The organism is Mesorhizobium sp. ZC-5 (assembly GCF_025753855.1).
GTDB lineage: Bacteria > Pseudomonadota > Alphaproteobacteria > Rhizobiales > Rhizobiaceae > Neomesorhizobium.
Genome location: NZ_JAOWPT010000002.1, coordinates 778703 through 797994 on the forward strand (window position 1 = coordinate 778703; position 19292 = coordinate 797994).

The following is a 19292-nucleotide window of genomic DNA, read 5'->3' on the forward strand; positions in this document are numbered from 1 at the left end:
GGGCAGGATGGAAGAGCCACGGACTGTATGGTAATCAAGGATTGTGATGGAAAGTTCTGCATTTGAGGGAATTTCGATGCGCAAATATCTTGTTGTCACATCCCTTTTCACACTCGCTCTGGTGGCTGGTTGCCAGTCAGGGCCGCCTACATATTACGGGCCATGTTCGCAGTTGGCACAGGACGCTGGCGCCTGCACCGGCCCCCGCAACTTCGGCAGCACGCTCGATCCGCTTGTCCGGGGCTGACCGGGCATCGGGCAATCCGCGAATACGATTGGCCCGCGCCAAACGCTGATGGCGACTGGCTGGCAGGCATGCCGGACGTTGAAAAGAAAAAGCCCGCCGAGGGAGGAGGTTCGGCGGGCTATATGTTGTGCGATCTGGGAGGAGGTAGATCGCACACTCAATCTAGGAACTGCCTATCGATTCGGCAATCGTCAAAGGTGCGCGTTCGTTGTGCACAATTGTCGCAGGCCGGACGGGCAGCCAGTTTCGTCAGTAATTGCCGTCGTAGTAGCGGTCGTCGCAGCGTGCGACATAGACCCTGCCGTCGGAGCCGCGATAACGGCACATCTCTTCGCCGCGACGCTGCGGCGTTGTCGCTGTTCCGACCACCGCGCCGAGAAGCGCGCCTGCGCCGGCACCAACGACGGTGCTCCTGGTATCCCTGCCGATTGCCTGGCCCGCCAGCGCGCCTGCGCCGGCACCGATGAGCGCGCCGGTGCCGGCACGCTGCTCCTGTTCGCTCGTCGCGCAACCGGCAAGCGCCATCAGGGTTGCGGCGATAGTCATGGTGTGACGTTTCATATTCCCTCTCCGTTGAACGTTCACGTTGCTCAATTACGCGCCACTGGGCAATAGGTTCCACAGCCCACGATTTGTTACGCTTTGTTGCGGGCAGGGCCGACCCGCTGGTGTGACGGGGCCGTTCGAGGAGCGCGCCAACGTGGCACAAATTGCATAGTATTAGCCCCCAAAGAACTATTTTTGTCGCTTCGGGGATGTTGCCTGCGAAGCCGCCGAACACCGGCCAGATCTGGGTGCCGCCCGCGGTCACCCGGTGCAGTAGAAAATGGTATGAACGGAGCCATAGTGATCTTGGAACGGCAAAGGATATCCAGAATGATCAGGGCCGCTCTTAAATTGGTTCCGCTTGCATTTCTATTGCTGGCGGGAGCCGCATCCGCCCAGGATGTCTCCGACGAGGAGGCCTACGAGATCGCCAAGGAGGCGTACGTCTACGCCTACCCGCTGATGCTGACACACACCACCTTGCAGAAGCTGTCGAATTTCGCCGAGCCGAAAGAAGGCGACGCTTTCGGCCCGCCCAACCAGTTCAATCACGCCCGGGCCTTCCCGAATCCCGACGACAAGATCGTCATCCGCGAGAATGTCGACACGCTCTACTCGGCCGCCACGCTCGACCTGAAGGCGGAGCCAGTGGTGCTGACCGTGCCGGCGACCGACCGCTATTTCATGCTGCCTATGCTCAGCCTGTGGACGGACGTGTTTGCCGTGCCAGGGACGCGCACGACCGGCAAGAACATGGCGCGGGATTTCCTCGTCGCGGGGCCGCAATGGAGCGGCGACGTGCCCGCGCGACTTGAGGTGATCAAAAGCCCGACCCGCTATGTGTGGATCATCGGCCGCACCCAGACAAACGGCGCGACCGACTACGAAAACGTCCACAAAGTCCAGGACGGCTACAAGCTGACCCCGCTTTCGGCTTGGGGCAAGGGTGACTACGTGCCTGCCAAGGGCCAAGTTGACCCCAGCGTCGACATGAGGACCCCGCCGCCGGAAATCGTCGACAAGATGGACGCGGCGACCTTTTTCGGCCGCTTCGCCGAGCTCGTGAAGGACAATCCGCCAAATCAGGTCGACTATCCCATGACCCACCGCCTCGAGCGGGTTGGTTTCAAGGTTGGCGAGAGCTTCGACCTGGCGGCCGCCCCTGAAGCCATCCGGCAAGCCTTCGAGCGCGCCTATGGCGACGGCAAGGCGCTGGTGGCAGCCGAAGGCAACAAGGCTGCCGGCATAGGGGGCAAGGGCTGGGTCTACACTACCCGCAGCGGCGCTTACGGCGTGGACTACCTCTACCGCGCGGCGATCGCCCAATGCTGCGTTGGCGAGAACCTGCCGCAGGATGCTGTTTATCCGGCACTGTCGAGCGACAGCGAAGGCCAGCCGCTGGATGGCAACGGCAACTACGTGCTGCATTTCGACAAGGGCAAGCTACCGCCGGTCGACGCGTTCTGGTCGGTGACCGCTTATGACGCGGAAGGCTACATGATCCCGAACGTGCTGAAACGCCAGGCAATCGGCGACCGCGACAAGCTCGTCGCCAATGCCGACGGTTCGGTCGATCTCTACATCCAGGCCGATTCCCCAGGGAAGGAGAAGGAGCCCAACTGGCTTCCGGTCGCCAAAGCGCCGTTCACGCTCCTCATGCGCCTCTATTCGCCGCGCGAGGAGTTCCTCGAAGGCAACTGGGCACCGCCGGCGGTGACGCGGCAATGACTTGATGGCGGCAGGTGCCTTGCAACAGGCTGAAAGGCGCCCGCTGGCCGATAAAGGTGTATGGGCCAGCCGGGTTCGCCGGCGAGAGCCAACCGGAGGGATTTGCACGATGAACCAATTTCCCGATCTTGCAGGCGGCCGTCGGATGAGAAAAAAACGGCAACTGGGAATGCTGATGGCGGCGGCGAGAATACTGGCCTTGCCGGTTGGCATGCTGGCCGGAACCGCGGGTGCCGTGGCACAGGATGCCGACGAGCTGGCGAAGAGGCTGTCCAACCCGGTCGCCGCCATGATCAGCGTGCCGTAGCAGAGCAATTTCGACTTCGGCGGCGGCGCCGGCGGCGACGGCTTCGCCTATACCATGAACATCCAGCCGGTCGTTCCGATCTCGATCAACGACGACTGGAACGTCATCTCGCGCACCATCCTGCCGATCGCCTATCGCGACTATCTGCCGCCGCCTAATGGCAACACGTTCGGCCTTGGCGACATCACCCAGAGCCTGTTCTTCTCGCCAAAGCATCCGGGGCCGAGCGGCATCATCTGGGGCGCCGGGCCGGTGTTCCTCATTCCAACCGCCACCGACGACTTCCTCGGCGCCGGCAAGTTCGGCATGGGACCAACCGCCGTCGTGCTCAAGCAGACCGGCCCATGGGGCGTCGGCGCGCTTGCCAATCACATCTGGTCCGTAGCGGGAGACGACGGCCGCCAGGAGGTCAATTCGACATTCCTGCAGCCGTTCGTCTCCTATGGGCTCGGCCACGGCACGACCATCAGCCTCAATACGGAGGCGAGCTACGACTGGGTCGCCGAACAATGGACGGTGCCGATCAATCTCGGCGTCTCGCAGGTCTTCAAGATCGGCGATCAAGCCATGAGCTTTCAGCTCGGCGGCAAATATTTCGTCGAGGCGCCGGAGGGCGGGCCCGAGTGGGGCATCCGCACCACGCTGACCTTCCTGTTTCCGGAGAAGTAGCGTCTCGACAAAAAAGGAAGGTGAGCGGCACGCCCGGCCATTGACTTCGATGCCGAACTCGGCCTGTCTCTCGTGAACTCCTGGAGGGGAGAGGGAAATGAACTTAAGAACGATCGCGCGCCTTTTGGGAACGGCATTCCCGGCGATTGTGGCCTTGTTCTGGGCGCAGGAGGCGGGGGCCACCGAAGCGGTTGCCGGACGCTACATACCGGGGGCCTTCGCCGGACCGGGCGCGGGCATCGTGCCTCCTATGCCGGGCGCGTACTGGGCGATTTCGAACGTCTATTATCATGGCGAAGCAAGCGGCGAGGTGCCGTTCGGCAACAACTCAATCGCCGTTGGCCTGACGGGTGACATATGGGCGACGGTTCTGGCAGGCGTGTACGTGCCCAAGCTGGATCTGCCGGGGAACTGGACCTACGCCGTTCAAGCCGCTGTCCCGCTGGGCTGGACCGGAGCCGAGGCAACAGTCGGCCCGCTCGGGACGAGGGAGGAAGTCGCCGGACTGGGCGACATCGCGTTCGCGCCTGTTGTGCTCGGCTGGCACAACGACGCCATGAACACGTGGGTCTCGACATCCTTGACGGTGACTGCGCCAACCGGGGAATGGGAGGAAGGCGAAATCGCCTTCATCGGCCTGAACTACTGGACGTTTACTCCGGCCATAGGCTTCACGCGCCTCATTCCCGAGCATGGTCTAGACCTCTCGGCCAAGCTCGGCGTCGACATCAATACGCGCAATCCGACCACGGATTACTACAGTGGCGCCATGGCGCATCTCGACCTCGCCGTGACCAAGAGCGTGACCGAGAACTTCGCCATCGGCGCGATGGCGGGATTTCTTTACCAGATCGAGGACGACGATAGCGTGTTCGCCGACGCTCGTGACGGATTCAAGGGCCGCTCCATCGCGGTCGGCCCGTTCGTCAAGTACAAGGCAAAGTTCGGCGAGAAGACCGAGGTCGACTTCGGTCTCAAATGGTCGCACGAGGTCGAGGTCGAAAATCGCATGAAAGGCGACGCGATTTTCTTCGACATTACCGGGAAATTCTGAATAGAAGAGCGGCGGAGCGAGGGCTTATCGCGGCCCGAAAGGGTTGAAAAGTTATCTGGCGGAGAGAGCGTCCGCCTCCGCCTAATCCGCAGTTTTCCGCTTCCGTCCATAACTCCCTTACGAGTGCCGGTAAATCCTACCTAATTATTCCGCTTCCGTCCATTCCCTTCCGGCTAAATCCGGCGTATATTTGTACGTAAATTTGGCCGTTGAAAGTTCTCGTTTGGTTCGCACAATCAACAAACTGTCGGCGTTGAAGGTCGATAAGCTCGCTAAGCCGGGGCTATACGCTGATGGACTCGGGCTTTACCTCCAGGTTGCCAAGGGAGGTTCCAAGTCGTGGCTTTTCCGTTTCATGCTCAACGGTACGGCTCGCAAGATGGGCCTCGGTTCGGTCAACACCGTCACGCTAGCAATGGCGAGAGAGAAGGCCACAGACTGTCGACGCACTCTATTGGATGCGGTTGACCCGATTGAACAGCGGCAACAGGAACGTCTAGTCAAGCTTGCGGAAGCTGCCGGCATCATGACCTTCAAGGACGCTGCCGGGAAGTACATCAAATCTCATCGAGCGGGCTGGAAGAACCTGAAACACGCGGACCAGTGGACAGCCACGCTGGAGACATACGTTTACCCGGTGTTCGGTCACCTTGGGATCGGTGCGGTTGATGTAGCGCTGGTGTTGAAGGCTCTGGAGCCGATTTGGACAACCAAGCCGGAAACGGCGTCCCGTGTCCGGGGCCGCATCGAGAAAGTGCTTGATTGGGCTGCGGCTCGGGGATTGCGGAAGGGTGAAAATCCAGCACGGTGGCGCGGGCATCTCGACAGCCTGCTACCGGCTCGCGGCAAGGTTGCCAAGGTGAAGCATCATGCGGCTTTGCCATATGCCGAAATTGGGCAATTCATGGCTGTTTTGCGAGCGATGGATGGCCTCGGCGCAAAGGCTTTGGAGTTCGCAATCCTGACCGCCACGCGCACCGGGGAGATTGTCGGGGCGGAATGGTCAGAAATAGACCTAGACGGGGCGCTGTGGGTCATTCCAGGGGCGCGGATGAAGGCGGGCAAGGAACACCGGGTCCCGCTTTCTAAGCGCGCTGTGGCTCTCCTGCGGGCTCTACCAAGGGAAAAGGATTCGCACTTCGTGTTCATCGGAGAGAAGGCGGGCAAGCCGCTGTCGAACATGGCGATGCTGATGACCTTGCGCCGGATGGAGCGCGCCGACCTGACGGTTCATGGCTTCCGCTCGACCTTCCGCGACTGGGGCGCGGAGCAGACAGCCTATCCGAATGAAATGCTCGAAATGGCATTGGCGCACACGGTCAGTGACAAAACCGAAGCTGCGTATCGGCGGGGCGACATGATGGAGAAGCGGCGCCGGCTCATGCAGGATTGGGCGGACTATTGCGACAGGGTTCGCCAAGTTGGCGAAGGCTCGCCTGTTCCGATCCGGGGAACTGGAAATGGCTGATTTGATGGAGGAACTGGAAAAGGCGCTCTTGGCCGCGCCATCGCCCGCTGTGGCGCTTGATGTCGTCAATAGTTTTCTGCTGGCTGCGGGTATTGATATGAAAGCGCGATTACCGCTGCTGGAGCTTCAGGCTGCGCTTGCCGATATAAGCGAAGGGCGCACCAACCCAATTCTTGAGAAAGCTGCGTTCGAATCGGGCACCTCATCCCGTCCGATATTTGAACAGCAACATATGCCGTTGGTCGCTGCGCTTGTGACTCTGGCGAAAGAGGAAGGTATGGCTCTTGGCGAGGCTGCGCGCTACGTGGCATCCAGGTTCAATCAGGACACGCAAAAGCTCCTCAACTATCGGAAAAACTTGCTGTCGCGGAAGATATCCGCACAGGAGTTCGAAACCTACGTGCACTGGCGGTTAGAGTTCAGAGCCCAACCGGTGAAAAAGCTGATCGCCCGTCTCGCGCCATTGGCGACAAAGAAAGAGTAGCGACCCCCGTCCAGTTACCCTCTGCTCTCGCTCATCTTCCGCTTGTCCGATTGGACAACAACGGAAGGAAGCGAAATGACAGACATATTTTTGAGGCGGGAGGAGGTCGAAAAAGCGGTCGGGCTTAAGCACTCCTCGCTCTACGCCCTCATCGCAGAAGGTAAATTCCCAAAGCCTGTCCCTCTGGGGGCGAAGTCGGTGCGCTGGTCGGCTGCCGAAATTCTTGACTGGCAGAAGGCTCGCATTGCTGAGCGTGACGGGGTGGCGGCATGACCGGCTCTCCCAACTTCATCGCGGCTGTGGACCGCAATGCCTACGAAGAATACCGGCTTTACGTGACGGAACACGAAGGCCTCGATGTTTTCCGAATTGAACATTGGCGCAAGCGAGGGGGCGATTTCGCATATGCCTCTACCGCCTTGCAGATTCGGGCTGCAAAGCTCCGGGGCTTCGAAAACGCCGTTATCAAGGCGACCGAAACCGCAAGGGCAAAGGGGCTGTGCAAATGACCGGCCTCTGCCACGAAACCACGGAGGCGGTGTCTATCGCCGCTCGCTGGTACGCGGAACACCGCAATGAGTGCGGGCGCCCGCTTATCCCCACTATCCGCAAGCGGTTCAACCTGACGCCCTTGGAAGCCTGCATGGCGCTGGCGGAAGCAAACCGGCTCGATCTCTACGGAGGGCGCGGCGATGCAACGTCCTGAAAAGCGAACCGCCGCCCCGACTGGCATCGGGAACGGCGGAAGGGAACTTTCATCGGGTGTGACAACCAGAAATTACCCTACCGCAACAGAATACGCAACGGTCTTGGTGGCCCGTCGCTTCCGGCTTTCGTTGCCGGTCGCCCGTGAAGTGTGCCGCATGGCGCAGATCGGCGGCGCGCTATGAGCCGGGATTTCTCGAAGATCAGCCCTAAGGTCTGGCGTTCAAAGCGGTTCATGAACCTGCCGAGCGATGACGCACGTTACCTGCTTATGTTTCTACTCACCTGTTCGCACCAGACCTCTGCTGGCTGCTTTCGGATGCCTGATGCCTACGGGGCAACCGATATGGGCTGGACCACCGATAGGCTCAACGTGGCGCGCAGCCATCTAGTTGAAGGCGGCTTGCTCGCCTTCGACCCCACTACTGATGAGTACTTCGTTCCTGGATGGTTCGGCCACAATCGACCGATGAACGCCAGCCACCAAAAGGCAATCGTGCGGCTCATATCGGAGTTGGAGAGCGACCCTGTTCGCGAGCGGGCTGAGGCAGAATTACAGCCTGTCATGATCTCAAGCACGGTAGAAACGTTGGCGTCCCCCCGCTTGGCTTCAATGATGACCGGGGGGAGGCGTTAATGGACAGTGTCGACACAGTGTCGAGACGGTCTCGACATACCGAGAGTGAGACGGAGACGTTTACACGAGACGGAGACGAGACTGTAACTTGGACCTTTTACCGAAAAGGAGATTTTTTACCGGCACTCCGCAAATCGCGAAACGTTCTCGATGCGTCACCGTCCTTGGGCTTTGGAAGGGAAGCTAACCAGAGAGGTCAGCGCCCATGACTGAGGTTCCAGTCGTTCCCATGCCCTTCGGAGACATCATCAGCGTTCAAGATGCGACGGCTTATGCAGGTGTCTCGGATGAAACCGTTTATCGCTGGAGCAGGCGCTACGGTATAGGCCGCCAGTATCGGGCAAATGCCTGGAGCGGCAATCGCTGGCAAGTCTCCCTGCCGGCGTTGCGAATGGTTGTCGCAGAGGATTGGGACGCTCTTGAAGCCTTCCGTGATGGCGACCGATCCAGCGAGATTGTCGCCGGATACCTCCATCGGGTTGCGGCCTGAAATGTTACTGCCGCCCTTGCTTTTGGGTCTTTGTTCCGCTTTTTTGCGTAACAATTGTTGCCGCGTCCCGTCTTGGGCTTGGGAGAAAGTGGCGCAGTTTGCGACACTTTAGCTGTCTCGGCATCCTCCACCTCCGCCTGCTGGATCAATTCAGCATAGCGCCGGATATGATCGTCGCGCTGGCCTGAAATGTGGAACTTCGTGGAAATTCGTGGAGCGGGATTCTATGCATCGCGCGGGCCGCATAGGCTGTTTCCATGAACGAAGCAGCAATCAATCTCGACAGGGAAGCCGGCAGGCTGGTGAGCGCCAATGAGCGCGCCAAGGCTGCCGGCAATCCTCTCAGCCAAACGGCGATGGACAATCTGTTCCGCGCCCTGATGGCAACTGGCCTCGATGCGAATGAGGCGTTTGTCGCCCGTCAGAAGGCTCTACAGGCAGCACGGGCACGTCATGGCGCCTTGCATCACAGCCTGGCCGATCTGGTGGCCTGCGGGGCCGCTCTCGATGCAGCCGTGGATGCGCTGCGCGCCAAGATGAGCGATTTCGAGCGCCGCGTCTGGAGCATTAGAGCATCAGTTGAAATCGACATGGATTCTTCCCCGTTCGATACCGATTGGCGTGATGTGCTGATGGCAAGGCTGAACGGCAAAGTCGCTGCGGTCGCCTCCTGGGTTCCTGCATACAAACGGCTGCGTGATGGCGTTCCGGCGCATGGTTCGAAGGAGCTAAGCGCTTGACCGACAAAAGCAAAGTCAGAATTGGCAAAATGCACGATGTGGGGGGCGTCATCGATGAGATGAAACGCGTCTATCGCGAAATGCGCCGTGGCTCTCTCGATACGCTGGAAGGCAAGCGTCTTGTCGATGCCCTCACTTCGATCCGTTTGGGCATGATGGACTCGGACGTTGAGCGGCGCTTGCAGGATTTGGAAGCGAAAGGAAAGTAAACATGAACATCAATGAACTCGCGGACCTAGCTTTTGCTGTCAACACTGTTTCGGCAGACCGAGCGTCTCGTATCAGCGAATGCAAAAAGGCTGTTGCGGATGTCTTTGACATTCTCGGTCGCGGTGAGAAGGTCGAGGATCACCACTATGCGCGTGTGCTGACCCGTCTCCTGCTCGAAGTGTGTCGGGGAGACTGACACGTGGACAACAACATCGACGTTGAGATTGCAGACTTCCGCAACCAGCATGACGAGGCTCTATCGTCGCGGGCACACCATGAGCATAAGGTGCGGGCTGCTCAGCTCACCGCCCTGTTCGAGCGCAAATTCGGCGACGGTGAACCTGCTCCCGGCGCTGGTGTGGCAAAGTCTGCCACTCCAGAAACCCCGGCAGTGACGCCTGCTGATGTCGTCGGCGGCAATCAACCGGGTGATGATCTGGCGCGGCTGGCCGAGCCGGCACAGAAGCCGAGCGACTACGATTTCAGCAAGCTTCAGGACAGGCTGCCTGTCGGTATCGAAGTGCAGGAAGATGCCCAGCTAGAGGCCTATTCCCGCGAATGGCTTCTGTCGGGTCAAGTGTCTCCAGCCGAAGGAGCTGCGCTAGCGAGCGTCTACGCAGAATCCCTTTCATGGTCGCCAGATCAGGTTGCCCGCATGGGCGAACAGACAGAACGTGATCTGCGCAGGAAATACGGGCCGGATGCTCCCGCTCTCGGGACTGCGGTCATGCGTGTCGTGAGCGAAACTCCTGGCTTGCAGGACTTCCTGGAAGGCAGCGGACTCATCAACCACGCCAGGGTTATCGACAGCTTAGCCAAAGCCGCCGAGAAACGCGGCTACTTCAAAAGGACAGTGCAATGACCAACACCGATCTACAGGCGGCGTTGGCCGCTGCTGAAGCTGAATATTCGGCTATCTCCGAAGAACTCGGGGAGGCTCTGAAATCAGGAAGTGCACCCGCTACGCTGAAAACGAAGCTCGCCAAGGCTCGGGCCAAGGTCGAGGAAGAGCGGCAGGCTATTGAGGCGCTGGAAGCTGCCAATGCAAGGGCTGCCCGCGTGGCTCTGGATCGAGAGGAGAAGGCCAAGCAGGCCGAACTGAAGCGGCTCCTGCAATCGGCGCGTGATGAACACAAGGCAATCGTGGACCGTGCCCAGGCAGCCGATGAGGCTTGGGAGGCGTTCAATCGCGCGCTTACTGACCTTGGCTCGGCGTGTGACAGCTACATCGAGGCGCACCGGCCCCTGAACATGGATCGAAACCTCCTCGGCACGCTGAAGGGCCGCCGTTGGGTTTCCCAAGTGTTTGCGAACTTCAAGAACCATGGGGATCGCAGCATTCGGGACTACCTGAACGCCCGGCGCCTGCTCATCAGCGAAGCGAGTGGCACCAAGCTCGGGATTGCCGATCTAATCCCGCCCTTAAACAAGCTCATGATGGGGCGTGGCGAGTGATGGATATCCCCATCGTCTACCTCGGCAACAATGCGGGCGACCTGGCGCCAGTTGGCGACACGCTGACGCATTATCCGGGTGGCGCTGATGCGTTGGTTGCTGCAATCGGCACGAGGCCTGTACGGCCTGAGAACCCGCGCCAGAACGCATATCTTTGCCGGGTTGTCGGTGGATGTCTGACGGGGTTCGCAGACGGCGCAATGGCCGATGCGCGGCTTGATGCTCCCCTAGAACCGTTCGGGCTTTGTCACCTCGTTCTCAAGGGCAGCGATTTCACGATGGCCAAGATTTTCCTCGGCTATGTGGGGAACGCTGAAATTCGAGATGGCGAGCGGGAGGCCGGCGTTCTGCTGGCACAGACCAACCCTCCAGCGGTCATGTTCGTTCCCATACCGCAAATTGCAGCCCTTCACAGGATTGTCGCTGTCGATGGTGTTGGCCTGGGGTTCATCGATTCACTGGAGCAATTCATTGACGCCGGCCTGGTTGGGGATGCGATCCATCCTATCAATCCGGAATGGCGCCCGTGGGAGGCAGCGGATGCCGTTTGATCGTCCCAAGGTGAACCGCGACAGCAGGTACATTCGCTTTCATGCTGCTGAGCGCTCGGCAGATGAGCAGGACACGCTTCAGAAGCTCGCTGCGCGCGATGATCTGGTTGCCTATGCGCTGCGATGGGAGAGCGTTCTCGACCCTGTGAGGATTCGGGAGGCTGGCCGATGAGTATCGTCCTTGGTGGATTCCTTGGCGGCGGGGCTGCAAAGCTTCTCGACATATCGGAAACACGGCGCCTGTCGGCGCTGATGCAGGATGCTGGACGTGTTGAGTTCGATGCCGCCACCGATGTGCTGCACAACGATCTGCAACTGCTGGCTCGCCAAAGCGTCGGCGCTGCTGCGGCTGCCAAGGACACGCTGGACGATCTGACGATAGCCGGCGGCGCCGCTTCCAAGGTGGCCGCTGCTACCGCACAACTGAACCCGCTACTGCGTACGCTCCAAAGCCCGTCTCTGGCTGTCAGGGGCATTGCTTCGCAGATGATGGATGCTCCGGTCTACCTCCGCAAGAACATGCGCGGTGCGGGCGATACGGCGGCGGAAACCGCCGTCCATGAGTTTGCGCGCGGTGGCGTAGTCCAGGCGATGGAAATCCAGCGGGACGCCTTCATGAAGGCCCGTAAGGGCGGGACGGTCATTTCCGAGAAAGCATTCCGTGAGGAAGTCGGCAAGGCAATGCGCCGCAACGATGTCAGCGACATTCCCGGCGTGTCTGAGGCCGCGAAAGCGTGGCGCTCCAAGGTCATCGAGCCGCTGAAACAGCGGGCGATCCAGGAGGGCATGCTACCGCATGACGTGCATGTCTCGACGGCGGATAGCTACCTTTCCCGGCTCTATAACCGGCCCGCCATCGAAGCGAACGAAGCAGATTTCAAAAAGACCGTGCGGCAATGGCTCTCGGGCTCTCTCGACAAGGAGATTGCCGGGATGGTGCGTAAGGCTGACAGCCGCCTGATGAACCTCCAGCGGGAGAAGAACGAACTCGGGCTTGGTATCGAGCGCCGGAACGAGGCGCGACGTGCCCGCGAGCAGGACGGGGAGATACTGCCGGACGAGATGAGCGAGGAGGATATTGTTTCCTTCGTGCGACGCGTGAAGTCTGGTGAGCAGCCTCAACAGCCGGAAAGCCTGTCACAATGGCTCAAGCGCCAGAAGGGCGGCATCTACGACCCGAACGGCGAAATCGCGGCTGTGTTCTCGGATGCCCGCTCGGTTCCCGGCCTGCTGCGCAAATCGCTCAAGAGCCGTGCGAACCAGAAGGGCGGCGAAGGTCTGGATAACATCGTCCAGCGCGCCTGGGAGGAAGGTTTCTTCAACGGGGCTGCGACCGTCAGGGCTGGGCTTCGGCCTGGTGCTGCCTCTGAACGTCCGACGATCCGCGATTTTCTCGATGCACTGGACAGCGATGTTCGCGGTCAAAGGGTTGTGCGCATAGGTGACGAGGAGGCCGCTCGGGCTGCCGATGACTTCGACCGCGTAATTGCAGCGATGGATCGGGCTGGCGTCGATATCAACGGGCCGAAGTTCGCCACCTCTGAATCGCTCAAGGATATTGCCGCCACGGTCAACCGGGTTCTCGATGATCTGGACAGGGAAAAGATGGCCCGCCTGGATGTGTCGATGAAGGACATGAAGCAGCGCGGGCCGCTGGACTTCGTGTCCGATGCCGACCGAGACGCATATCTCGATGAGATTGTTGCCGACATTTTCGACAAGGTGACGGGCCGCGTCCACGATGGCGACGTGCCGGCGAATATCGTGGTTTCGAAGCGCGGGCCGCTCAAGGAACGCACGTTCAACATTCCTGACCACCTGATTGAACGGTATCTGGAAAGCGATGCGGAGCTGATCGGGCGCCGCTATGCGCGGGTAATGGCGGCTGATGTCGAGCTTACAGCCCGCTTCGGCTCGCCGGACATGAAAAGCGCCATAGGTGCGATCCGGGAGGACTACGCCGAACTTCGCAAGGGCGTCACGGACAAGGCAAAGACCGACAAGCTTCTGGCGCGTGAGAAGGCGGACATTCGCGATATCGAGGGCGTGCGCGATCTGCTGCGCGGCCACTACCGGCCTGAAATCCAGCATACGACCTGGGCGCGAATTGGAAGGGCTGCCAACACGTTCAACTATGTGCGCGCTCTCGGCGGTGTGGTTGTGTCGTCACTGACTGATGCTGTTCGCCCTGCCATGGTTCACGGCCTGGCCGCATATACCGAGGGCGCGATCAAGCCGATGATCAGGAACATGTCGGCTGTGAAAATGTCGATGAAGGAGGCAAAGCTTGCCGGCGCCATTTCCGAGCGCTGGCTTGCAAGCCGTCTCGCGACCATGGCGGAAATCACCGATCCCTATTCGGTGCACTCGCCTTTCGAGCGCTTTCTCGAGAATGCGGCTGTCGGCTTCACCAAGATGACCGGGCTCCTGCACTGGAACGATTTCCAGAAGGGCATCGCCGCGACGCTCACGCAAAACAGGATATTGAAGAACGCGGAACTGGCCGCAGCGAAAGGCTTCGATGCGCTGCCTGCCAAGGAACAGGCCTATATGGGTTTCCTCGGCATAGGACAGGGCCGCGCCGAAGATATCGGCAAGCTGTTTGCAGCGCATGGGGAAACGCTGGACGGGGTTCGCATCGCCGGCAGTGAGGCATGGGGGGACGATCAGGCTATAGCTGCCCTGCGGCGCTCCTACCGGGCGGCAATCAACAAGGACGTGGATTCCATCATCGTGACGAAAGGCGTCGGTGACGTGCCTCTCATGGCCAACACACCTATTGGCCGCGCACTGCTTCAGTTCCGCAGCTTTGCCATCGCCTCGAACCAGCGGGTGCTTATCCGGGGCTTGCAGGAGGACACAACGCGCTTTGTCAGCGGCGTGGTCGGCATGTCGCTGGTCGGCATGTTTGTCTACTGGCTGAAGCAGATGGAATCGGGCCGGGAGATTTCGAACAATCCCGGCACATGGATTGCCGAGGGTGTTGATCGCTCGGGGATCTTCTCCATGGCGTTTGAGGTCAACAACGCTTTCGAAAAGATCGGCGGTCCCGGGGCCTTTACAGCGGCTTCTCTCGCAGGCGGCATGTTGGTGCCTGGAAGTGACAAACGCCAGCCAGCGAGCCGCTTTGCCGTGCGCTCGCGCGTCGGATCGTTCCTCGGCCCATCGTTCGAGGCGGCAACGGATTCTGCCGGCCTTCTGGCTCTCGGATTTGAAAACATGCGCCGCGCCGCGAATGGCGAGGAAGGGGTGTTGAGCGAGGGCGACATAGCCTCACTTCGGCGCCTCACTCCCTATGCCAGCCTCCCATATTGGCGCTGGTTTCTCGACGGCATGGTGATTCCAGAACTGAAGGAAAGGGTAGCAAGATGAAAAAATACGAAGAACGGTTGCGGAAGCTTGAAGCCAAGCTGGGCGTCGATCCTGTGCGGATCACCTTCACAATCACTCCATCGACCGATCTGTTCGGGCCCTGGGTTCGAACGTTCATCAACGGCGTCCTTCAGCCCAACGGGGAAATTGCGAAATGAGCAAGTACGAGGCGCGGCTTCAAAAGCTGGAAAGCAAGACAACGGAGTTGCTCAAAGTCTTCGCCTGCCCATCGCCTCACGGCAGGGCGCCGGAACTGGGACACCATGATTGCTACGCTGAAGCCTGTGTGTGTGAAGCGAGCGAGGCCGCGCACATGCGGGCGACACGAAATCGAGGAACGTTCATCCGTCTGAGCCATAGCGAGGGCCAGTTTTGACCAGATAAGGCGGCTTCGGCTGCCTGCCGAAAACGGCCCTTAGGCAAGGCCTCATGGAACGCCGGATGGCGTCCCGTCCCTTAGAAGGAGCCTACCCATGAGCGGTGGTGTCAAGAGTGGAACGGCCTGGCAGTGGCCGCCGAATGTACCGAACAAGTTTGTCGGCTGGGATATCACCGGCAGGCAGCTTGCAAACAAGGACGGCCTAGACGTTATTGCTGGCATCGAGAGCAGCATTCGCGATTTGCTCGATGTCGCTCCCTACGTGCCTACGCGAACCGTCCTGAAGGCGCTCGACACCACAAAAGACATCGTGGCGTTTCTGGTCTGCCCCGGCACTCACAAGGGCTATCGCCGCTATGAGTTCCGTTCTGGAAACTATACCACGGCCCACGCGGGCGATGAAGGGCTGGACTGCGGTTACATCAAGGCTGACGCAATCGCGCTCACCGCCGGCTGTTGGGTGCTGGCGCCGGAAGACCCGAACTATGTCAATTTCGTGGATGACTTCGAGGCAGTGGAATCGCCGTCTTCCTCTGCGCCACCGGCCACCTATGCGGGCTATGCCGATTGCGTGGCAAATTTCAATGCGGCTCGGAACTTTTGCAAGACCGAAAACTTCCCTGGCCTCTATATCCCGCGCGGGACTTTCTTCTTTAAGTCAAAGCCCGACGCAAAGGATTTTCCTTGGGATATCAAGGGAGCCGGTCGCCAAACGTCCGTGCTGGTCCGCGCCTATGATGAGGTATCTACGGTCGGTTTGATTGAGTTGACTGGCGATTTTGGTGGCGAGGGTGTTTTCTCGAATTTCTGCATTTTGCCAGCGCACACGACAACAGGCGGCCACGCGATTTCGGTCGTTGCTACGTCTTCAACGCAGCCGCAAAATGTTCACTTCGACGACCTTCTCTTGACGCATCAGAATGCCATAGGCGGAACGTGGGCCAGCAACAGGGCGCTCTATTTCGACGGCACGCCAAAGAACACCGGCACTGTCGGTATTCGCGATGTCATCCTGACCAACATGACCGTTTTCGGACGGGCATACTTCGCTGGTGTGATTTCCCTCACGTGGGAAGGCGGCGGTATTTTTGGCGGCGGCGTTACCGGTATTCTTGAGTTGTCGGGCGTTTCGACGGTCGTTGCCCTCTACACGAACATCAACATTGGTATCATCGCGGACGGCATCACGCTTGGGGATTACGTTTCCTACGGCAACATCAATGTCGGTCTGCTCGGCACAAGCGGCATCACCAATACCTCCAATGTGACGGACATGCTGGTTACCATCGGCGGGATTTTCTCCGGGACGGTGCAGACAAACTGGACGCGGTCTTCAACGGTGGTCGGGGGGCGCGTTGATCGATGGGAGCATGTCGCGACGTTCACGCCATCGGCGGCGGCATCGGTATCCGTCACCGGCCTGAGCGCCTATCGTCGCCTTCGCGTCACCGGCTTCCTGGTCCCCGCCACGGACGCGCAAGATTTGTATCTCAGGACTGATACGAACAATGGCGCATCCTACGATGCGGGCGCCTCCGACTACAGTTATCAGCATGTCCGGGGCGTAACGACCACGGCAGCGGCGATCAACAGCGCTGGCACGACTCGAATTGTCGTTTCCCCTACCACAGTCGGCAACGCGGCCGAGGAGGGGATCAACTTTGAGTTCACAATCGACAACTTCAATCAGGCCACCCGCTGCTTTGTCAACGGCAGGTCTTTCATGCTCAATGACACAGGTACAACTGCCGTATCAACGTGGGGCGGGCAAAGGCTCGACGCTACCGCACGGGATGCGTTCCAGCTTCTTTTCGCGTCGGGGAATATCGCGTCCGGGCAGGTTTACGTGGAAGGCTTGCGCGGCTGAGCGTAAAGCGCAGGTCAGGATGTTGAGATCACAGTAGCCGTCGCAAGCGGAGCTAAGGTGAACCTATCCGCCGTGTCGCCAACTTGGCGAGACGGGATGAACTTGCCATCTTGCGGCCAATCTTGACCACGACAGTCATCTGTTCCTATTTTGTTCTCTTTTAGGAGAATGGAATATGGCCCGTCGCAAGCAACCCAAACGGATCGTGTTCGTCGATCAGTTCGTTGAGGACGCCACCGCGATCCATCGCACGTTGATGAGGTACGTTGGCCAAATCGATTCCGGCTGCCCGCATGCAAAACTGCTGCTGGCTGTCCACGAGCCGCTTCTGAAGGCAATCCGAGAGATCAGCGGCGACGAGCTTCCGTGGGTTAAGCCAACACCTGCGTCGTGGGGACCGAAGGGGCCACCTTCATTCAAAGCCGAGATAGCCGGCGAACGGACGCAGCAGCGCATAGGCGACGAGATAGGTGAAGATTAGCCACATGGCGATGAACTGAGGGCGGAGATGGCGGAACATCACTCTCCTAGAGATAACAAGCCGAATGGAGGATGTTGCCAGTTAGGAAAATAGATGGGTCCATCAACCACTACCTCCAGTCGTGGATCTGGCGTGAGAATTCCTTCCCAGTAGAGGAGTGCGGCCTCGGGCCATAGCGGCTGGGTGGTTTCTAAGTGGCGTGCGTCTGCCACGTGAACGGCGGTTGCGCTGGTAATTCTCGCCTCAAGCAGGAGCTTTTCGCAGCCAGGAAACCACTCCTCCATAGCGCGCTCTCCGTCGTCCTTGGAGGTGAATAAGAAAAGAGCCTTCTGGCGGCTCGGCAGATGACTGAACCGCTCGTTCCGAACGGACTCCCACTGTTGCTCTTTGTCATCCCTGCTCGCGTGAAACGCATAGGGTGTCCCGATCTCAGCCAAGCCGTCGAATCGCGCAGTAAATGAATGGCTCGCAGTCCAGCCCTTTCCAAGATGGACATTGTTCAGGAGGAATGCGCTGCGATCCGTCAAATGCCAATACGTCTCTGGCTTCAGGGAAGTTGAAGCGGTCACCGTTAGAATACCTGACTAGCCGCGCGCCCGATCCCGAACAAAATTGCAGCGGTCGCGACTTGGGCCACGTAGTACATTGTGAGGCTTCCAACCGCGCTTCCCTGTTGAATATCCTGCATAATGATGGTGGGGCGCATCATTAGATAAAGGACCGTCCCACCTATCGCGCCAATAAATATCGTCCACCAAGTGAAGTTATTCGCCCCAAGTAATATGAGCGCAATCGCATAGACAAAGCCTAGAATGCCGACCATTACCCACCCCCCGTTTTAGGAAACGGCAGAATATACCGTCCGGGCTTCCAGTCATAGACGGCGCCCTCGGGCTTTCAGGGGCTCTGTAACGGTCGTGTCACGCGCCCTTGAGACGCACACCTGGCCCGCCGCCATTCTCAGGGATGAACTGGACGCCTGCGGCCTCTAGCGCCGCGCGAATGGCCTCGACGGTCCGCTCCTTGAGTTCCTCGCCCCGCTCCAGACGAGCGATTGTGTCTGGAGAAACTTTGGCCAGTTCGGCCAAATCCCGGATGCCGAGGCTAAGCGCCACCCTAGCCATTTTGCATTGCACTGCTAGCATTTCAGAACACCGTTACGATTTTTCTTGACTATGTGTTTCCACTGATTATCGTATCAGTGTTACGAATTCATTACAAGGAGACGCAGAAATGCCGAACAAACCTGTTCGGGCAGCCGCCGAAGGCATGCCCAAGAAATCCGTTAACCATAATGAGAGCCGCAAGCCGCAGAATCAGAAAAAGGCGGCGGGTGATTCGTTTTCTGGAGGGAAAACAGAAATGAACATGATCGCCAGCAATGCAGCTTTTAACGACGCTAGCATAGTGCGGGACCCACTAGCACCCAACGGGCCATTGACTAGTTCAATTGATATGGCCGCACTTCGCGGCCTGAGCATGAAGGAACTCTTTGACATCCGGGATGTGATGCACACGCTGGGAGACGTGATCTCCGGGTTCTGCTCGCAACCGCGCTTCTTCATGGATGAATCGTATAGCTACAATGATGCTGGCTGTATGCTGGAAGATATTTCTTCCTGGATAAGTGCCTATGAGCAAGCTGCGGTGAACGTGGCTAAGGCGGCTACGCCAACGGCGCCGCAGGATGTTGCTAAACGCGCGTGGACGGTCTTAGCGTTCGAGGCAGACATGTGTGATGATATGTGCCTGGCGGACTTAGCCGCGATGGCAGCGGCGGCTGTGCGCGATGTTGAGGTCGCAAAGTTTGATGAGCGCCTAGGTCGCCCTTCGCGGCCTAACCAAGTGAGCGCCTAGCCTGAAGCCTTATTTGAAAGCCCGCCACGGTTCGCCCTGACGGGC

Annotated in this window: 25 protein-coding genes and 1 pseudogene; 21 read left to right on the top strand and 5 right to left on the bottom strand. The window is 59.3% G+C overall.

Features of this window, described 5'->3' with window-relative positions; genetic code table 11:
- Window positions 1-496: 496 nt before the first annotated feature.
- Window positions 497-808 (bottom strand): YMGG-like glycine zipper-containing protein, encoded by a 312-nt coding sequence (locus tag OHD58_RS07055; RefSeq protein WP_263802371.1) that lies wholly within the window; start codon window positions 806-808, stop codon window positions 497-499.
- A 315-nt stretch (window positions 809-1123) separates the two neighbouring features.
- Between OHD58_RS07055 and OHD58_RS07060 the strand changes: the two genes are divergently transcribed.
- The 20 genes and pseudogenes from OHD58_RS07060 (at window position 1124) to OHD58_RS07155 (ending at window position 16909) form a co-directional block, all read left to right on the top strand.
- Complete coding sequence (locus OHD58_RS07060; RefSeq protein WP_263802372.1) at window positions 1124-2521, top strand: DUF1254 domain-containing protein; 1398 nt, start codon at window positions 1124-1126, stop codon at window positions 2519-2521.
- A 169-nt stretch (window positions 2522-2690) separates the two neighbouring features.
- Window positions 2691-3497: pseudogene (locus tag OHD58_RS07065) on the top strand (transporter).
- A 97-nt stretch (window positions 3498-3594) separates the two neighbouring features.
- Window positions 3595-4551, top strand: coding sequence for a transporter (locus tag OHD58_RS07070; RefSeq protein ID WP_263802373.1), 957 nt, complete (start codon window positions 3595-3597; stop codon window positions 4549-4551).
- Window positions 4552-4774: 223 nt separating this feature from the next.
- Window positions 4775-6019 carry a tyrosine-type recombinase/integrase gene (locus tag OHD58_RS07075; RefSeq protein ID WP_263802374.1) on the top strand — a complete coding sequence of 415 codons (1245 nt, stop codon included), beginning with the start codon at window positions 4775-4777 and terminating at the stop codon, window positions 6017-6019.
- Window positions 6012-6503, top strand: a complete 492-nt coding sequence (locus tag OHD58_RS07080; protein WP_263802375.1) for a hypothetical protein — start codon at window positions 6012-6014, stop codon at window positions 6501-6503. Before OHD58_RS07075 ends, OHD58_RS07080 begins: the two co-directional genes overlap by 8 nt.
- 75 nt (window positions 6504-6578) lie before the next feature.
- Window positions 6579-6776: a helix-turn-helix transcriptional regulator gene (locus tag OHD58_RS07085; protein ID WP_263802376.1), complete on the top strand. Its 198-nt coding sequence runs from the start codon at window positions 6579-6581 to the stop codon at window positions 6774-6776.
- Entirely contained in the window at window positions 6773-7012 is a 240-nt protein-coding gene (locus OHD58_RS07090) for a hypothetical protein (RefSeq protein WP_263802377.1), read from the top strand. The genes OHD58_RS07085 and OHD58_RS07090 overlap by 4 nt, the downstream gene beginning before the upstream one ends.
- Window positions 7009-7209 carry a hypothetical protein gene (locus OHD58_RS07095; protein WP_263802378.1) on the top strand — a complete coding sequence of 67 codons (201 nt, stop codon included), beginning with the start codon at window positions 7009-7011 and terminating at the stop codon, window positions 7207-7209. The genes OHD58_RS07090 and OHD58_RS07095 overlap by 4 nt, the downstream gene beginning before the upstream one ends.
- Window positions 7210-7389: 180 nt before the next feature.
- Window positions 7390-7845: a hypothetical protein gene (locus OHD58_RS07100; RefSeq protein ID WP_263802379.1), complete on the top strand. Its 456-nt coding sequence runs from the start codon at window positions 7390-7392 to the stop codon at window positions 7843-7845.
- A gap of 229 nt (window positions 7846-8074) precedes the next feature.
- A complete protein-coding gene (locus tag OHD58_RS07105; protein ID WP_263802380.1) occupies window positions 8075-8335 on the top strand; it encodes a helix-turn-helix domain-containing protein in 261 nt (86 codons plus the stop codon).
- Window positions 8336-8592: 257 nt separating this feature from the next.
- Complete coding sequence (locus tag OHD58_RS07110; protein WP_263802381.1) at window positions 8593-9075, top strand: hypothetical protein; 483 nt, start codon at window positions 8593-8595, stop codon at window positions 9073-9075.
- Window positions 9072-9284 carry a hypothetical protein gene (locus OHD58_RS07115; RefSeq protein ID WP_263802382.1) on the top strand — a complete coding sequence of 71 codons (213 nt, stop codon included), beginning with the start codon at window positions 9072-9074 and terminating at the stop codon, window positions 9282-9284. Before OHD58_RS07110 ends, OHD58_RS07115 begins: the two co-directional genes overlap by 4 nt.
- Window positions 9285-9286: 2 nt before the next feature.
- On the top strand, window positions 9287-9481 hold the full coding sequence (locus OHD58_RS07120; RefSeq protein WP_263802383.1) for a hypothetical protein: 195 nt from the start codon (window positions 9287-9289) through the stop codon (window positions 9479-9481).
- 3 nt (window positions 9482-9484) lie between these two features.
- Window positions 9485-10147 carry a hypothetical protein gene (locus OHD58_RS07125; RefSeq protein ID WP_263802384.1) on the top strand — a complete coding sequence of 221 codons (663 nt, stop codon included), beginning with the start codon at window positions 9485-9487 and terminating at the stop codon, window positions 10145-10147.
- Complete coding sequence (locus tag OHD58_RS07130; RefSeq protein ID WP_263802385.1) at window positions 10144-10740, top strand: hypothetical protein; 597 nt, start codon at window positions 10144-10146, stop codon at window positions 10738-10740. The genes OHD58_RS07125 and OHD58_RS07130 overlap by 4 nt, the downstream gene beginning before the upstream one ends.
- Complete coding sequence (locus OHD58_RS07135) at window positions 10740-11291, top strand: hypothetical protein (RefSeq protein ID WP_263802386.1); 552 nt, start codon at window positions 10740-10742, stop codon at window positions 11289-11291. Before OHD58_RS07130 ends, OHD58_RS07135 begins: the two co-directional genes overlap by 1 nt.
- Before the next feature lie 168 nt (window positions 11292-11459).
- Window positions 11460-14663 (top strand): hypothetical protein, encoded by a 3204-nt coding sequence (locus OHD58_RS07140; RefSeq protein ID WP_263802387.1) that lies wholly within the window; start codon window positions 11460-11462, stop codon window positions 14661-14663.
- Window positions 14660-14821: a hypothetical protein gene (locus OHD58_RS07145; protein ID WP_263802388.1), complete on the top strand. Its 162-nt coding sequence runs from the start codon at window positions 14660-14662 to the stop codon at window positions 14819-14821. Before OHD58_RS07140 ends, OHD58_RS07145 begins: the two co-directional genes overlap by 4 nt.
- On the top strand, window positions 14818-15039 hold the full coding sequence (locus OHD58_RS07150) for a hypothetical protein (protein WP_263802389.1): 222 nt from the start codon (window positions 14818-14820) through the stop codon (window positions 15037-15039). The genes OHD58_RS07145 and OHD58_RS07150 overlap by 4 nt, the downstream gene beginning before the upstream one ends.
- 97 nt (window positions 15040-15136) lie before the next feature.
- Window positions 15137-16909, top strand: coding sequence for a hypothetical protein (locus OHD58_RS07155; protein WP_263802390.1), 1773 nt, complete (start codon window positions 15137-15139; stop codon window positions 16907-16909).
- A gap of 160 nt (window positions 16910-17069) precedes the next feature.
- On the opposite strand, the gene OHD58_RS07160 is transcribed toward OHD58_RS07155, so the two are convergent.
- From OHD58_RS07160 to OHD58_RS07175, 4 genes are all read right to left on the bottom strand, one after another.
- Window positions 17070-17228, bottom strand: a complete 159-nt coding sequence (locus tag OHD58_RS07160) for a hypothetical protein (protein ID WP_263802391.1) — start codon at window positions 17226-17228, stop codon at window positions 17070-17072.
- 200 nt (window positions 17229-17428) lie between these two features.
- Window positions 17429-17959, bottom strand: coding sequence for a hypothetical protein (locus OHD58_RS07165; RefSeq protein ID WP_263802392.1), 531 nt, complete (start codon window positions 17957-17959; stop codon window positions 17429-17431).
- A 2-nt stretch (window positions 17960-17961) separates the two neighbouring features.
- Entirely contained in the window at window positions 17962-18213 is a 252-nt protein-coding gene (locus OHD58_RS07170) for a hypothetical protein (RefSeq protein ID WP_263802393.1), read from the bottom strand.
- Between the two features lie 97 nt (window positions 18214-18310).
- Window positions 18311-18535, bottom strand: a complete 225-nt coding sequence (locus OHD58_RS07175; protein WP_412177172.1) for a helix-turn-helix domain-containing protein — start codon at window positions 18533-18535, stop codon at window positions 18311-18313.
- 88 nt (window positions 18536-18623) lie between these two features.
- On the opposite strand from OHD58_RS07175, the gene OHD58_RS07180 reads away from it, so the two are divergent.
- Complete coding sequence (locus OHD58_RS07180) at window positions 18624-19247, top strand: hypothetical protein (RefSeq protein WP_263802395.1); 624 nt, start codon at window positions 18624-18626, stop codon at window positions 19245-19247.
- Window positions 19248-19292: the final 45 nt, after the last annotated feature.

Excerpts from the sequence above, each read along its gene's own strand:
- OHD58_RS07055 (WP_263802371.1), bottom strand. The coding sequence starts at position 808 with ATGAAACGTCACACCATGACTATCGCCGCAACCCTGATGGCGCTTGCC.
- OHD58_RS07060 (WP_263802372.1), top strand. The coding sequence starts at position 1,124 with ATGATCAGGGCCGCTCTTAAATTGGTTCCGCTTGCATTTCTATTGCTG.
- OHD58_RS07070 (WP_263802373.1), top strand. The coding sequence starts at position 3,595 with ATGAACTTAAGAACGATCGCGCGCCTTTTGGGAACGGCATTCCCGGCG.
- OHD58_RS07080 (WP_263802375.1), top strand. The coding sequence starts at position 6,012 with ATGGCTGATTTGATGGAGGAACTGGAAAAGGCGCTCTTGGCCGCGCCA.
- OHD58_RS07085 (WP_263802376.1), top strand. The coding sequence starts at position 6,579 with ATGACAGACATATTTTTGAGGCGGGAGGAGGTCGAAAAAGCGGTCGGG.
- OHD58_RS07090 (WP_263802377.1), top strand. The coding sequence starts at position 6,773 with ATGACCGGCTCTCCCAACTTCATCGCGGCTGTGGACCGCAATGCCTAC.
- OHD58_RS07095 (WP_263802378.1), top strand. The coding sequence starts at position 7,009 with ATGACCGGCCTCTGCCACGAAACCACGGAGGCGGTGTCTATCGCCGCT.
- OHD58_RS07100 (WP_263802379.1), top strand. The coding sequence starts at position 7,390 with ATGAGCCGGGATTTCTCGAAGATCAGCCCTAAGGTCTGGCGTTCAAAG.
- OHD58_RS07105 (WP_263802380.1), top strand. The coding sequence starts at position 8,075 with ATGCCCTTCGGAGACATCATCAGCGTTCAAGATGCGACGGCTTATGCA.
- OHD58_RS07110 (WP_263802381.1), top strand. The coding sequence starts at position 8,593 with ATGAACGAAGCAGCAATCAATCTCGACAGGGAAGCCGGCAGGCTGGTG.
- OHD58_RS07120 (WP_263802383.1), top strand. The coding sequence starts at position 9,287 with ATGAACATCAATGAACTCGCGGACCTAGCTTTTGCTGTCAACACTGTT.
- OHD58_RS07130 (WP_263802385.1), top strand. The coding sequence starts at position 10,144 with ATGACCAACACCGATCTACAGGCGGCGTTGGCCGCTGCTGAAGCTGAA.
- OHD58_RS07135 (WP_263802386.1), top strand. The coding sequence starts at position 10,740 with ATGGATATCCCCATCGTCTACCTCGGCAACAATGCGGGCGACCTGGCG.
- OHD58_RS07140 (WP_263802387.1), top strand. The coding sequence starts at position 11,460 with ATGAGTATCGTCCTTGGTGGATTCCTTGGCGGCGGGGCTGCAAAGCTT.
- OHD58_RS07145 (WP_263802388.1), top strand. The coding sequence starts at position 14,660 with ATGAAAAAATACGAAGAACGGTTGCGGAAGCTTGAAGCCAAGCTGGGC.
- OHD58_RS07150 (WP_263802389.1), top strand. The coding sequence starts at position 14,818 with ATGAGCAAGTACGAGGCGCGGCTTCAAAAGCTGGAAAGCAAGACAACG.
- OHD58_RS07155 (WP_263802390.1), top strand. The coding sequence starts at position 15,137 with ATGAGCGGTGGTGTCAAGAGTGGAACGGCCTGGCAGTGGCCGCCGAAT.
- OHD58_RS07170 (WP_263802393.1), bottom strand. The coding sequence starts at position 18,213 with ATGGTCGGCATTCTAGGCTTTGTCTATGCGATTGCGCTCATATTACTT.
- OHD58_RS07175 (WP_412177172.1), bottom strand. The coding sequence starts at position 18,535 with ATGCTAGCAGTGCAATGCAAAATGGCTAGGGTGGCGCTTAGCCTCGGC.
- OHD58_RS07180 (WP_263802395.1), top strand. The coding sequence starts at position 18,624 with ATGCCGAACAAACCTGTTCGGGCAGCCGCCGAAGGCATGCCCAAGAAA.